Source organism: Moraxella lacunata (assembly GCF_002027545.1).
Lineage (GTDB): Bacteria > Pseudomonadota > Gammaproteobacteria > Pseudomonadales > Moraxellaceae > Moraxella > Moraxella lacunata.
Map to the genome: position 1 here is coordinate 1 of NZ_MXAN01000015.1, position 13,508 is coordinate 13,508.

At 46.3% G+C, this 13,508-nt stretch carries 13 protein-coding genes and 1 pseudogene; 12 read left to right on the top strand and 2 right to left on the bottom strand.

The window, feature by feature from the left end; genetic code table 11:
* Positions 1-131: 131 nt before the first annotated feature.
* From B5J94_RS03085 to purU, 4 genes and pseudogenes are all read left to right on the top strand, one after another.
* Positions 132-1,112, top strand: a pseudogene (locus tag B5J94_RS03085) (ABC transporter substrate-binding protein).
* An 80-nt stretch (positions 1,113-1,192) separates the two neighbouring features.
* Complete coding sequence (locus B5J94_RS03090) at positions 1,193-2,122, top strand: ABC transporter permease (protein WP_062498301.1); 930 nt, start codon at positions 1,193-1,195, stop codon at positions 2,120-2,122.
* The gene (locus B5J94_RS03095) at positions 2,119-2,913 is read left to right on the top strand and encodes an ABC transporter ATP-binding protein (protein ID WP_062498302.1); all 795 of its coding nucleotides are present in this window, start codon (positions 2,119-2,121) and stop codon (positions 2,911-2,913) included. The genes B5J94_RS03090 and B5J94_RS03095 overlap by 4 nt, the downstream gene beginning before the upstream one ends.
* 301 nt (positions 2,914-3,214) lie before the next feature.
* Positions 3,215-4,072, top strand: coding sequence for a formyltetrahydrofolate deformylase (gene purU, locus B5J94_RS03105; protein ID WP_062498304.1), 858 nt, complete (start codon positions 3,215-3,217; stop codon positions 4,070-4,072).
* A gap of 95 nt (positions 4,073-4,167) precedes the next feature.
* On the opposite strand, the gene ndk is transcribed toward purU, so the two are convergent.
* Both ndk and B5J94_RS03115 read right to left on the bottom strand, forming a co-directional pair.
* Positions 4,168-4,599, bottom strand: a complete 432-nt coding sequence (ndk, locus tag B5J94_RS03110; protein ID WP_062498305.1) for a nucleoside-diphosphate kinase — start codon at positions 4,597-4,599, stop codon at positions 4,168-4,170.
* A 190-nt stretch (positions 4,600-4,789) separates the two neighbouring features.
* Complete coding sequence (locus tag B5J94_RS03115) at positions 4,790-6,982, bottom strand: carboxy terminal-processing peptidase (RefSeq protein WP_062498332.1); 2,193 nt, start codon at positions 6,980-6,982, stop codon at positions 4,790-4,792.
* A 179-nt stretch (positions 6,983-7,161) separates the two neighbouring features.
* On the opposite strand from B5J94_RS03115, the gene nagZ reads away from it, so the two are divergent.
* The 8 genes from nagZ to leuE all read left to right on the top strand — a co-directional run bounded on the left by nagZ (position 7,162) and on the right by leuE (position 13,128).
* Positions 7,162-8,229, top strand: coding sequence for a beta-N-acetylhexosaminidase (gene nagZ, locus B5J94_RS03120; RefSeq protein ID WP_062498306.1), 1,068 nt, complete (start codon positions 7,162-7,164; stop codon positions 8,227-8,229).
* 113 nt (positions 8,230-8,342) lie between these two features.
* A complete protein-coding gene (locus tag B5J94_RS03125; RefSeq protein ID WP_062498307.1) occupies positions 8,343-8,636 on the top strand; it encodes a hypothetical protein in 294 nt (97 codons plus the stop codon).
* A 3-nt stretch (positions 8,637-8,639) separates the two neighbouring features.
* Entirely contained in the window at positions 8,640-9,014 is a 375-nt protein-coding gene (locus B5J94_RS03130) for a hypothetical protein (protein WP_062498308.1), read from the top strand.
* 29 nt (positions 9,015-9,043) lie between these two features.
* Positions 9,044-9,781 (top strand): SH3 domain-containing protein, encoded by a 738-nt coding sequence (locus B5J94_RS03135; RefSeq protein ID WP_062498309.1) that lies wholly within the window; start codon positions 9,044-9,046, stop codon positions 9,779-9,781.
* A 126-nt stretch (positions 9,782-9,907) separates the two neighbouring features.
* A complete protein-coding gene (locus B5J94_RS03140) occupies positions 9,908-10,399 on the top strand; it encodes a hypothetical protein (protein ID WP_143821888.1) in 492 nt (163 codons plus the stop codon).
* 594 nt (positions 10,400-10,993) lie between these two features.
* Positions 10,994-11,551: a hypothetical protein gene (locus B5J94_RS03145; RefSeq protein WP_062498311.1), complete on the top strand. Its 558-nt coding sequence runs from the start codon at positions 10,994-10,996 to the stop codon at positions 11,549-11,551.
* 173 nt (positions 11,552-11,724) lie between these two features.
* Positions 11,725-12,288, top strand: coding sequence for a hypothetical protein (locus B5J94_RS03150; RefSeq protein ID WP_062498312.1), 564 nt, complete (start codon positions 11,725-11,727; stop codon positions 12,286-12,288).
* Between the two features lie 189 nt (positions 12,289-12,477).
* On the top strand, positions 12,478-13,128 hold the full coding sequence (gene leuE, locus B5J94_RS03155; RefSeq protein ID WP_062498313.1) for a leucine efflux protein LeuE: 651 nt from the start codon (positions 12,478-12,480) through the stop codon (positions 13,126-13,128).
* The last annotated feature ends 380 nt before the right edge of the window (positions 13,129-13,508 follow it).

Here is a 13,508-nt window from a genome sequence, read left to right on the forward strand (position 1 = left end):
AAAAACTTCAACCCCAATACTTATAAGGGTTTACTTTTAGTTTGGAAAGAGATTTAATAAAAGTCATCATATTGTTACACAAGGAATCTGTCATGGCGACCATCAGTGCCAAATTTCCCAAACTTATCGGCATGAGCACGCTTTGCTCGCTACTGTTTGCCTGTGGTGGCGATAAACCTGCCAGCCAAAGCGAGACCGCCCAAGCCCCGACGACTGCCGAGAGCAAATCGATTGCCATTACCGCCATCGTCGAACACCCTGCACTTGACGCTGTTCGTCAAGGCACGCTTGAAGCCCTAGCCAGCGAAGGCTTTAAAGAAGGCGAGAACCTAACGGTCAATTTCCAATCCGCCCAAGGCAACCCTGCCACCGCAGGACAAATCGCCAAGCAGTTCGTGGCGGACAACCCTGACGCCATCATCGCCATCGCCACCCATCTGCCCAAGCGATCGTCAATGCCACCACAAGCATTCCCGTGGTATTCTCTGCCGTGACCGAACCTGTGGAAGCCAAACTGGTACCCAAACTAGACGGCCCTGGCACGAACGTAACAGGGGCATCGGACGTACTACCACTTGAACCGCAGATTGACCTTATCAAAGAGCTGATTCCTAGCGTCAAAAACATCGGGTTTGTGTATAGCCCAGGGAGAAGTGAACTCCACCGTGACTTTGCGTAACCTAAAAGCCATCGCCGAACCCCAAGGCATTACCATCGTTGAAGCCCCTGCCCAAAAATCATCAGACATCGCCATGAGCGCCCAAAGTTTGGTTGGCAAAGTGGACGTGATTTATACATCAACCGACAATAACGTCATCAATGCCTATGAAGCCCTTGCCAAAGTCGCCAAAGAAGGTAAAATCCCCCTTGTCTCATCTGACCCTAGCGTGGTCGAGCGTGGGGCGAGTGTTGCTCTTGGCGTGAACTAGCATGGTCTGGGACTAGAAACAGGCAAAATCACCGCTCGTATCCTAAAAGGCGAAAAAGCAGGCGACATCGCTGTGTACAGTGCCAGCGAGCTTGACTTGATGGTCAGCAAGAAAAATGCCAGCGAGCAGGGTTTAACCGTACCACAATCCATTTTGGATAAAGCCAAAACAGTGGTAGAATAAGCACCTTTTAGATAATTATTTTATAAATACAAAATGCACGCCAAATCGTGGGCGTGTGTTTTGTTTTGATTGGAGCAGATATGTCATTGATTGCCTTTTTAGGGGCGTTAGAGAGCGGACTGATATATGCCATCATGGCACTTGGGGTGCTCATATCGTTTCGCATTTTGGACTTTCCTGATTTGACCGCCGACGGTAGTTTTCCCTTGGGCGGTGCGGTGGCGGCAGTATCCATCATCGCAGGCTTTAACCCTTGGGTGGCTTGTCTTTTTGGTATGATGGCAGGCATGATGGCAGGGGTTGTGACTGCATGGCTAAATGTCAAGATTGGCATATTACACCTACTGGCAGGTATTTTGATCATGACCGCTCTGTATTCGGTAAACTTACGTATCATGAACGCCCCTAACCTATCACTACTTGGTGAGCCGACTGTTTTTACCCCCTTTATCAGTGGCGATAATGGCATGTGGGTGCGTGTGCTGGTCGCAGGGGCAGTTGTGGTTGTGGTCAAACTCCTGCTTGACTGGTTTTTTAGCACCGAGACAGGGCTTGCCATGCGTGCCACAGGCTCCAACCTAAAAATGGCACAAGCCCAAGGCATTAACACCTCCTTTACCATCATGCTTGGCATGGCGATTAGTAACGGCTTGATTGCTCTATCAGGGGCGTTATTCGTACAGACCCAAGGCGGAGCGGATATTTCGGTGGGCATCGGCACCATCGTGGTCGGTCTGGCGGCAGTCATCATCGGCGAGACCGTGCTAAGTGCCAAAAAAATCTTTCTTATCACGCTCTCGGTGGTCATCGGTGCCGTGCTGTACAAGCTATTTATCCAAATCGCCCTATCTAGCCAAACCTTACGCAGTATCGGCTTTGGGCCACAGGACTTGAACCTAGTGACCGCCCTGCTCGTGGCGATTGCTCTGATTTTACCCAAATTTCGCTCAAAAGCCCTAAGTGCATTTGGCATGGGCAAAAAATCTGCCAAAACAGGGGGTGTCTCATGATGATAGCAAACGACTTACGTCTGACCTTTAATGCTGGCACACCCATCGAAAACCCTGCCTTGCGTGGGCTGTCTTTGCACATCAACGATGGCGAATTTGTGACCGTCATCGGCACCAACGGAGCAGGCAAATCCACTTTTCTAAACACGGTAAGCGGTGCCTTACGCCCCGATACTGGCTCGATTGTGATAAATGGCACGGACGTTACCAAAAAACCCACGCACAAACGCAGTCACTGGGTCGCCCGTGTGTTTCAAGACCCGATGGCAGGCACTTGTGAAGCCTTGACCATCGAAGAGAACATGGCTCTCGCCTTTAAGCGTGGGGGCGTGCGTGGCTTACTTCCTGCCCTAAACAGCAAAAATCGTGAACTGTTTCGTGACAAACTTGCCATCTTAAATCTAGGGTTAGAGAACCGCCTAACCGACCGCATGGGGCTACTCTCAGGTGGACAACGCCAAGCAGTCAGCCTACTGATGGCAAGCCTACAACCATCTAAAATCCTACTACTGGACGAACACACCGCCGCCCTTGACCCTAAGACTGCCAGTTTTGTCCTAGAACTCACCGACAAAATCGTGAATGAAGGTCGGCTAACCACACTCATGGTCACGCACTCGATGGCTCAGGCGTTAGCCCACGGCACACGCACCGTCATGCTCCATCAAGGGCAGGTAGTTCTTGATGTCTCAGGCGATGAACGTCTTGGTATGAATGTTCAAGACCTGCTCGACATGTTTGAAAAAACCCGTGGCGAGAAAGTGGCGGATGACAGTTTGATATTGGGCTAGGGTTTTGGTTACACCAAGGATTTAAAGGTTAAACGACTTTTAAATCCTTTTTTATTTTAGACTTCCTGCAAAACCCCGAATTAAAAAACCGTCATGGCGAGCCATGCCTGCCCATGACGGTTTTCCGCCACCCGCAGGCATGGCTCAGGGCGAACGGAAAACTGGTTTTGCAGGAAGTTTTTTAGAAAAATCAACACAGCCCATTTTAAAATCCAAAATAACATCTTTTACCAAAAAATTCCCCCATCGGGCTCATATGGTGGTAAAATTAGCACTTTTTTAATGAAAACAGAGTAAGACCATGAATCAAAACATTGCACGACTTTTGGTAACTTGTGCCGACCAAGCAGGCATTGTCCAAGCGGTATCAGGCTTTTTATATCATCACGGGGCCAACATCATCTCGCTTGACCAACACACGACCGAAGCCTATGGCGGTAAATACTTCATGCGAGTAGAATTTCATGTGGAAGATTTGGCAGACAAAAAGCAAACCCTGCTTGACACCTTTGCCAAAAATGTCGCTGACAAATACCAAATGAGCTGGCGGTTGTCTTGTAGTTTTGATGTCAAAAAAATGGGGATTTTGGTATCCAAAGAAGACCATGCCTTGTTAGAACTTTTGTGGCGTTATAGCCGTGGGACATTGCCCTGTCAGATTACCAAAGTCGTCTCCAACCACGAAGATTTGCGTGCCGATGTTGAAAGCTTTGGCATTCCTTTTGTGCATATTCCTGTTGGTAAAGACAACAAAGACGAAGCCTACGACAAAATCGATGAAGTCATGCAGGGCAATGATTTGCTGGTGCTGGCTCGTTATATGCAAATTCTTACGCCAAGTTTTGTCGATAAGTGGGAGAGTAAAGTCATCAACATTCATCACTCATTTTTGCCTGCCTTTGTGGGAGCAAACCCCTATAAACAAGCCTTTGATAAAGGGGTCAAACTCATCGGGGCGACCGCTCACTATGTCACAAGCGAGCTTGATGAAGGCCCCATCATCGAGCAAGGCGTGGAGCGTGTTAGCCATGCCTTTGATGTGGCAGAGCTACGAGAACTTGGGCGAGACATTGAGCGTGAAGTGTTGGCTCGTGCGGTCAAATGGCACCTAGAAGACCGTATCATCCTAGATGGTAATAAAACGGTGGTTTTTGACTAATTTTTGGCGGATTTTTTATATAAAAAACCGAACCATCTATCATGGCTCGGTTTTTTTGCTTAGCAGTTTTGCTTAACAGTTTTTGCTTGGCAAAATTAACGAGTGCGTGGGCAAACTTCGTTATCGGCAAAGAAATACGCAATCTCACGCTCAGCCGATGTGGTGCTGTCAGAACCGTGAGCAGCGTTCTCATCAATGCTGGTAGCAAAGTCAGCACGGATGGTGCCAGCAGCTGCTTCTTTTGGGTTGGTCGCACCTAGGATGTCACGGTGAGCAAGTACCGCATTTTCACCTTCTAGGACAGACACCACCACAGGGCCTGAGGTCATGAATGCCACTAGGTCATTAAAAAAACCACGCTCTTTATGCTCAGCATAAAAACCTTCGGCTTCTTCTTTTGATAGATGTTTCATCTTGGTAGCGATGATTTTTAGACCATTTTTTTCAAAGCGAGAGAAAATCTCGCCGATGTGGTTGGCACCCACTGCGTCTGGTTTTACGATAGAAAGTGTGCGTTCAATAGCCATGATATTTCCTTAAAATAAATGGATGAATAAGTTCGTAATTTTGCCGTTTTGTCGGTCAAAATCTTTTTTATTATAACCAAGTTTTGATAAAAATCCTAGGGGATAACGATAAAATTTGGTAAAAAAGCATGACAAACCGCCATGCTTTATTTTATCTTTGCTTGCTTTTATCCTTGCTTTTATCCTTGCATTACTCCACCAATGTCTTTTTGTCTTTGGCTTCAAACATCAAGGTCGCCGCTTCGATGACAAATGCTTCACTCTCGGGCAGTTGCGGGCGTTCGTTTTCTTTCATCAAGCTACGCTCTTCGGCCAGGGCGTCCATACTCGCCTGATACATCGACCAGTCGGTAAATGGGGTCTCGCCCATGGCTTGACGACGGGCATTTTCGGCAGCCAAGGTTTTTTGCTCGATAAGGTCACGCTTGGCACGGCGTTTGTCAATGTCCACATTGGCAGGTTTTTTGTCATCATCCATGGCACGAATGTCGTTCAATGCCGTTAGGTATTTGAACTGCGGATTGCTCTCTTGGCGTGCCTTTGATGATGCGATGAGCGATGCCATCAAATCCTTAGAATATTTACCATGTGCCATGAATGGCGTGGTTTTGATGGTGTCCCACTCCAAGGGGTTTTTGTACTCACGCTCACCAAACTCAATGCCTTCATAGATGTTCACCAGTGGCACATCAGGCACCACGCCCTTGTTTTGGGTGCTACCGCCTGTGATACGATAAAATTTACGCTGTGTGAGCGTCATCGACCCGAGTGCCAAATCATCACGCTGTACCTGTGCCGAGCCTTTGCCCGTGGTCGTACTGCCCACCACCAGTCCACGTCCATAGTCTTGAATCGCCGCCGAGAAAATCTCTGACGCTGATGCCGAGCCTAGATTGATAAGCACTGCCATCTCGCCTGCATAGAGCTGTTTACCACCGTCTTTGTCCGCAAATACCTGCACGTTGCCTTTGTTATCACGGATTTGCACCAAAGGCCCTTCTTTGATAAATAGCCCCAGCATTTTGGCGACTTCATCTAACGAGCCACCAGGGTTATTACGCAAATCCACCACCATACCATCAATGTTTTGCTCATTTAACGCCTTGATGGCTTTTTCGGTGTCTAAGCTCACCGAACGATACTCGTCCGCCCCTGCCCCACTACGACGTGCGGCAAAGTTAAGATAAAAACTGGGAATCTCTAACACACCCACACGCTTGATGCCACCATCATAAGGCACTTCAATCACGCGGTGATGTACCCCTGACTCTTCTTGTTTGATGACGTCACGCACGATGGTAACTGTACGAGCCGAACTGTCAGGCGTGTTGGGCTGTTTGACACGAATGGTAACAGATGTACCTTTTGCCCCCCGAATGAGTGCCACTATCTCACGGGTGCTAAATCCGACCGTATCCACCATGCTCTCGCCATCTTGGGCAACCCCCAAAATCAAGTCATTGGCTTGGACTTGTCCTGTTTTTTGAGCAGGACCCCCGTCCACTAGGCTCACGATACGGATATAATCAGGGTTTTTGCGGTCGGGACGAATGGATACGCCAATGCCTTCTAATTGCAAATTTGACTGGATTTGCATTTCATTGGCTTGCACAGGAGCAAAATAGTTGCTGTGTGGGTCGTAAGTCAAGGTCGCCGCATTTAAAATCGTTTCCATGATTTCATCATTTTTTAGGCGGGCAAGCTGTTCTTGCTGACGGTTTAGGCGGTTAAGCAAAATCTCAGTGGGCGTACGCTCATCGCCACGCACCAAATCCTGACCCCGAGCCAACTCAGGATTGTCCAAAAATGCCTTGTCCTTTGCTTTATCATCTTCTTGACCAAGTGTTAGCCCAATGAGTGCATAGGTGGTCTGCGTTTGCCAAAACTCTCGCTGCTCATCAACACTCTTAAAACGTGGGGCTTCTTCACGGTCTAGCACGATGGTTTTGTCGGTGTTTAGATTGACATCGGTTTTTAAAAATTCTTTGGCAAAATCATAATACTCATTGGAACGTGTGCGATAACGCTCAAACACTTCAATCCCTGCCGACAAGTCGCCACGTTTTAGGCGTTCGGCAAAATTATCGGCATATTTGGCATTTAGCTCATCGATGTCCGACTGCAAAAACAGCGTGCGTGATGGGTCAAGCTGGTCATAGTACATGGTCAAGATTTTTGCCCCCATTTCCTGATTTAGGGGCTGTTCTAGATAATGGGCTTTGTCCAATAATAACGACACTTGACGGGCGGTGACTTTTTGTTCGGCAGTCGGCTCAAACCCGACTTTGTCCTGTGCCATCGCCACGCCTACATAACTTTGGGCAAACAAACCGCCTGCGATGACTGTTGCTACCCCTGATAAAAAAAGTTGTTTTTTTGACATCATAGTACTTCCAAACACGGTTGTCACAACTGACAAATTAAAAATGACTTATCATAACATATCTTTATTACTTGTGTGTCTTTATTTTGTGATGATTTTTGGGAAAAGTTACACAGATTTTGTGGCGTTTTTGCGGTTTCATGGCATAATAAGCCTTTTCAATTCTTATGGGGCGATTTATGGCAACTGGTATCATCATGGCGGACGTGGACGGCTTGACGCTCACCGACGACGACAAGGCATTTTTGGCAAATGATGCCTTAGGCGGGGTGATTTTATTTAAACGCAACGTGGCAAACCCTACCCAAGTGCGAGCCTTGACCGACAGCATGCGAGCGATAAACCCAAACCTTATCATCAGTGCCGACCAAGAAGGCGGACGGGTGGCACGATTTAGGGACGGTTTTACGCCCTTGCCCGCGATGGGACGACTGGGCGAGATTTATGATGACAACCAACAGCTTGCCCTATCGCTTGCCTATGACACAGGCTATCTGATGGCGTGCGAAGTGTTGGCGGTGGGCGTGGATATTAGCTTTGCCCCTGTGATGGACATCAATGGGTGTAGCCTTGTCATTGGCGACCGTGCCTTTCATGCCGACCCGCAAGCCGTTACCACCCTATCATCACGCTTTATAGACGGCATGAATGATGCGGGTATGAAAGCCACCGGCAAGCACTTCCCCGGTCATGGCTCTATCGCCCCCGATTCGCACGTATCCGATGCGGTGGATAATCGCTCACTAGATGAGATTTGGGGGTGTGATTTGGTAAGTTTTAAAAATAACCTTGCCAAACTATCCGCTCTCATGCCTGCCCACGTCATTTTTAGTCAAGTTGATGACAAACCTGCTGGTTTTTCAAAAGTATGGCTACAAGAGATTTTACGGGATAAAATGGGTTATGACGGTGTGCTGTTCTCGGACGATTTATCCATGAAAGCAGCCCATGTGGCAGGGGACGTAACCGCTCGGGTCAAATCCGCCATAGAAGCAGGGTGCGACATAGCACTGGTGTGCAACAGCCGTGATGATGCCCTGCGTGCGGTAGAATTTGCCAAAACCATGCCTGATGTGCCAAACCGCTTTGGCAAGATGAAAAGCGTGATACCTGCTTGGCAAGGCGACCTGTCCACCACCTGCCAAAAATTCACCCATTATCACACCGCTCGGGACAATGTATTAAAGGCGTTTTTTGATGATGTTGGCCAGCAAGATGAAAAAGACCCGACGAATTATAAGGTTTAGGATTTGCAGATGGGTAAGTTTAAATTTAAAATTGGTGGATTATACCAAATCTACGGATGACTGACTTTTTCAAACGGTTGGGCATAAACCACCCATCTTGGAGAGATTTAATCATGAAAAAACCATTGATTTTATTGGCTTTATTGTTCACTGCCACCCGCATTCAGGCAGCCCCGAAAAACGAAATCCCTACTGTGTTTCAGGGCAAATGGGTGGAAGCAGGCGAAAGCTGCGAAGAATACCAAAACGGCGAAACCACACGCTGGTGGAGCATCAAGCAACACAAAATCTCGCAATACCGTGCTAGCTGTACGCTAGACAAAGTATTTACCGCCACACCGCAACAACTGCGTGCCAAATGGCATCACGAAGAAATAGATGACAATGACGATGACCAAATCATTTAGTCCATGCCCACCGATACATTCACCTTAGACGACAAGCAATTAACCGCATTCAAACAAAAATACCGTTTTTGTGGCAAACACCAAAGCAAAGACAAGTTTATCTGTCGCAGCGACAAAATCAACATCGTCGTAAGCAACCATGACAACGACTACCACTACACCGCATGGTCAAAATCGCGTGCAACGCCCGATTTGTTTTTGCAAAACGGCGATGTCCGCATAGACGGCACAGGGCGGTATTTGCATTCGGTTTACACGTTTACGCGTCCAAACGGCTGGCAATATGAAGTGCGTGATGCCGCCGAATCAGAGTACATCAAAGGTCGGGTAACGGTAACACGGCATGGCAAAACTGTTTCAGAGATGGTTTGCAAATAATTTTTAGACAATCCAATAAGGATAAAATCATGCGAAAAACCTTTTTCATCGCTTTGTTTTTTACCACAGCCACCGCCCAAGCCGATTTTGCTGAAGTGAGCGATGCCGATGGCTATGTCAATCTACGTGCCGAAGCCAATACGCAAAGCCGTGTTATCACGCGCATTGGCAACGGTGCTTTTGTTTATTTGGTGCCGCCAGAAGCAGAACCGCCTGTGGGCGACTGGGTGTTTGTGCAATACCGCAACAGCAAAAACCAAGTCCAAGACGGCTGGCTGCATCAATCGCGCTTGCGAAATATCGCCCAGTTCCCCACCATGAGCCACCAAGCCAGCTCGCGTGGTTTTTCCTGCATCAATCAGCACGCGCAACTGTATGTGGAAATGGATAAATTTGATTATGCAGCCAATAAAAAACACTTTGGCGGCAAAAAATTGAATGATTCATATCCAATCTTGCTCACCTACAAAGGCAAAACCATGTTCGGCACAGATGGCGCCATACCGCACACCGCCTACACAGCGATGACACTGGTGCAAAACGACAACCGCCACCGCATTGCGCCCAGCGCGTTTGAACATTTGTTTAACCCTTATTTTGAAGGCAGCGGCAAGGGAATAGACCACATTTGCACTTATGATGCCAAGCGCAAACGCATACATTATATCGCTTGGAATTCAGACGGCGCGGGGACTTATGCGGTGTTGTTTGTGTTTGAAAACGGCAAATTGCGCGAAGTATTGCCGATGAACAGCACGTTTTATTAAGTTTTCAGGCTGCCTGAAAGGGGCGTATTATCAAACACAGTCGAAGTAAATCGAATTTTTGAATCCGACAAATGAATTGATTTCATTTTAAAGGTTGGATACTGCATTTGCTAAAAAAGGAAAGCAATGATGAATTTCATAAACAAAATCATTTTAATCAGCATCTTATCTTTATGCGCTTTTAAGGCTGCCGCCAAAGATATACCGTCTGCTTTTCACGGACAATGGGTGGCGCAACACGGTTCTCCTATTGACAACCAAACCGCGCAGGTAGCTTGCCATGCTTTGAAACACAATGATATCGCTACGTCGTTATCAGATGAAACATCGCCTTATCTGATTATGCTGACAGTTGATAAACAGCGTTTACATTATGTACATAATGGCAATGCAGAGCAGCGCGAAATTTTTACTCAACTGCGTTTCAGCAAAAAATACACGCCAAACCATATTGCAGGTACGGCAAAATATTCAGGATTAAGCCGTCATCCCGACCCAGCACGCGATTTTGAACTTCGCTTGCAAGATGGCATTCTGCATTCTCATTACTGGGAACACAATCACGACACGGGCAAAATGGATTTTTGGGATAATGATAAATTCGTCCGTTGTTTCTGATTTTTTCAGGCAGCCTGAAAGGATAACATTGTGAAAAAATATATTTTCTTATCATTTTTTTCGCTGATGCTGACCGCCCAAGCCGCACCTGCTGGCAAAGACATTTTCTATTGCCGCAGCAGCAATAACAAAATATAGTGAATTCAATTTAAACCAGTACAGCGTTGCCTGCTCCCTTATGTACTAGGTGTACACGGCGGTCGCTGTCACCTTGTCCTGATTTAAATTGAATCCACTATACAAGTCGCCATTACCCAACACGGCGAACAATACCATTACACCGCACGGTCAAAATCACGCGCAAAACTTGATTTGTTTTTGACCAACGGCGAATTAAGGGTAGATGGCAGCATTCAAAATGTTTATCTGTTTTACTAACCAAACGGCTGGTTTTACGAAGTGCGAGAATCGGGAATGGAAGGCATCAAAGGTTGGGTCAATGTTGAACTCAATGGGCAAGAAGTAGCCAAGATTATTTGCAGAAAATGATGTTTCAGGCAGCCTGAAAAATAGGGCAAATTATTAAATCCAAAAAAAATTGTTTGATTTTATTGAAAATATTAGAAATTCATCTCCGCTCAACGGAGCATCATCATGAAAAAACTTTTATTCAGTATGGCTTTATGCTTAACCGCCCCGCTTGCTGTTGCCGCCCCTGCGGATTGGTCGGGCTTGTTCAAATCTTGGGAAGATGGTTGCAATGACAGCAAAGCATTGGCGGCATTTACCAACAGCTTGAGCTTAATTGACGTAAAAGCAAACGGACAATTTTATTTAACTCAAGATATTGATTTACCTAAAAAATACCGCAACCAAGCCGCCAAAAACGTGTCATTCCACAAAATATGGGATGCGTGCGAACAACACCATTTTGACCAAACACGGCTGGCACTCACGGGGCATTATTACGGCTTGCCTGTGGTGCATTACAGCCAAACATTTATGCTGGAAACCGCAGGTGTTGAGTACAGGCGATTGCTGTTGAATGCCCCGATTGAACAAGCACGGCGTGTTCTGGCAGGAAAATACCGCCCACGCAAACATTTCAATCCCGTTTTGGAAGGACACGAAACCCTGCGAGCGGAGCTGTTGCCCGTTACTATCAACGGCAAGGCACAAACCGTGTTGGAGTGTGCTTATGTGTTTGGCTGATCGTTCATTAAGCGTAGGTCGGATACTCGTATCCGACATTTTTCAATTTTAATCAACAGTATATACAATCAAAACATTTGTCGGATTCAAGAATCCGACCTACAATCATTTGGCTGATGTTTTAAAAACCCATGAAATTTTCAGACGGCATAAACACAAAACAGGAAAACATCATGAAAAAATATGCACTTATCGGCTTATTAACCCTACTAAGCCACCATGCCTACGCCACAGAACAGTCCATTAACAAAGACTTGGACGGAGATGGCAAGCCTGACCACATTTGGTTACAAGATGATGATTTTCATATTAAATTATCCAGCCAAAAACAAGTGATTATCCAATACAATCCCTGCGATGAACCGCCAAATTTACGCACCGCCCGTGTGGGTTTCATCGTCTCGTGCAATGCGATGCGACATGGCAGAAGTTACCATTACGCCTACAATCGCAGCAGCAATCAAATGCAAGTGATTGGTTACGATTTTTGGGCTGCGGGCACCGCCGCCAATGAAGGTGCAGGTGAAGACAGTGTGAATTTAAAAACGGGCGATTACATCGGCAAGTGGCGTTTGCGTAATAACCCCACAGAAAAATTGCGTGATTACACCATTCAAACACGTTTACCGAACATCCAGCCCATTAACGTGAACCACCCCGACGCACAACAGCAATGGCAAGCGCTTTGGGATGCAATCAAACAAGAAAAGCGACGCCGTCATTTACCGATTGATTAGGGCGTGCTTATCTTTGGCGTTTACAATGAAAACATCTGTTAAAAAACGGGGGAATCGTCCGTTTTTCATACAAAATAAAGCAAATCATTAGTTTTTCATTGGTTTTTAATAAAATATTATCGACGGCAAGCACACCCCCAATCCCAATATAATCAAATCTCATCACCCCTATTTTTTGAGTAAAATTTCATGTTCGGCATCACAGACCTAGCCACTTACCTTGCTGGCGTAATTATCATCATCATCTTACCCGGCCCAAACAGCCTATACTGCCTATCGGTGTCGGCAAGCCAAGGCAGGCGAGCGGGCATGGGGGCGATGTCGGGGATTTTGGTGGGTGATACGATACTCATACTGGCAACCGTCTTTGGGGCAGGGACGCTACTCAAACTCTACCCTGCGGTGTTTGATGTCATCAAGCTCATCGGTGGGTGCTATTTGGCGTATCTGGGGACACGGCTTATCATTGGGGCGTATCACACCTTCAAAAACCGCCACGCCATTGCGGGTAAAAGTTTTAATCCACCCAAAGTCCAATCACAAAACTATTTTTACCGCTCGCTATCACTTAGCCTTACCAACCCCAAGGCGATTTTGTTTTTCTTATCGTTTTTTGTGCAATTTGTCAGCCCGACTTATGATAAGCCGTTTTTGACGTTTTTTGTGCTGGCGGTGATTTTGCAACTTGTCAGCTTTTTGTATTTGCTACTTTTGGTATTTAGTGGCAAAAAACTGGTGGATACTTTTGGTTCTCGCCCGATGATAATGACACTAGCAATGGTGGGCGTGGGCTGTTTGTTTATTGGCTTTGGGGTGAATTTGTGGTTGGCAAGGTTGTGATTTGGGTTTTTGACAAACCTAATAAAACCATGATTTGACAAGAAATTTATTGACTTAATTTTACACTTGCTGTAATATTAGTTTGAAAGTCAATATTTGAAGTAAAATCCCGACGCAATTGAAGCTACATGGTATTCAAATATTGACTTTTTTATCTATACCTAGCGAACTTGATATTTACCACAGCAATATTTGTAGGGGCGTGTTGCACACGCCCTTGATGATACGAAGATTTTATAGGGCGTGCTCAGCACGCCCCTACACCGATGCGTCATTGAATTTGTGGTAATTTTAGAGTTCTGCGATTATAAATACAAACCCTCTAAATTTACCTAAACCATTTTTAAATAATTCAATCTCTTTATCACACCCAATCAAAA

What these genes read in the sequence shown, in the direction of transcription:
- B5J94_RS03150 (WP_062498312.1), top strand. Translation starts at nt 11,725, where the DNA reads ATGAAAAAATATGCACTTATCGGCTTATTAACCCTACTAAGCCACCAT.
- B5J94_RS03115 (WP_062498332.1), bottom strand. Translation starts at nt 6,982, where the DNA reads ATGTCAAAAAAACAACTTTTTTTATCAGGGGTAGCAACAGTCATCGCA.
- B5J94_RS03095 (WP_062498302.1), top strand. Translation starts at nt 2,119, where the DNA reads ATGATGATAGCAAACGACTTACGTCTGACCTTTAATGCTGGCACACCC.
- B5J94_RS03125 (WP_062498307.1), top strand. Translation starts at nt 8,343, where the DNA reads ATGAAAAAACCATTGATTTTATTGGCTTTATTGTTCACTGCCACCCGC.
- B5J94_RS03135 (WP_062498309.1), top strand. Translation starts at nt 9,044, where the DNA reads ATGCGAAAAACCTTTTTCATCGCTTTGTTTTTTACCACAGCCACCGCC.
- B5J94_RS03140 (WP_143821888.1), top strand. Translation starts at nt 9,908, where the DNA reads ATGATGAATTTCATAAACAAAATCATTTTAATCAGCATCTTATCTTTA.
- nagZ (WP_062498306.1), top strand. Translation starts at nt 7,162, where the DNA reads ATGGCAACTGGTATCATCATGGCGGACGTGGACGGCTTGACGCTCACC.
- B5J94_RS03090 (WP_062498301.1), top strand. Translation starts at nt 1,193, where the DNA reads ATGTCATTGATTGCCTTTTTAGGGGCGTTAGAGAGCGGACTGATATAT.
- ndk (WP_062498305.1), bottom strand. Translation starts at nt 4,599, where the DNA reads ATGGCTATTGAACGCACACTTTCTATCGTAAAACCAGACGCAGTGGGT.
- B5J94_RS03130 (WP_062498308.1), top strand. Translation starts at nt 8,640, where the DNA reads ATGCCCACCGATACATTCACCTTAGACGACAAGCAATTAACCGCATTC.
- purU (WP_062498304.1), top strand. Translation starts at nt 3,215, where the DNA reads ATGAATCAAAACATTGCACGACTTTTGGTAACTTGTGCCGACCAAGCA.
- leuE (WP_062498313.1), top strand. Translation starts at nt 12,478, where the DNA reads ATGTTCGGCATCACAGACCTAGCCACTTACCTTGCTGGCGTAATTATC.
- B5J94_RS03145 (WP_062498311.1), top strand. Translation starts at nt 10,994, where the DNA reads ATGAAAAAACTTTTATTCAGTATGGCTTTATGCTTAACCGCCCCGCTT.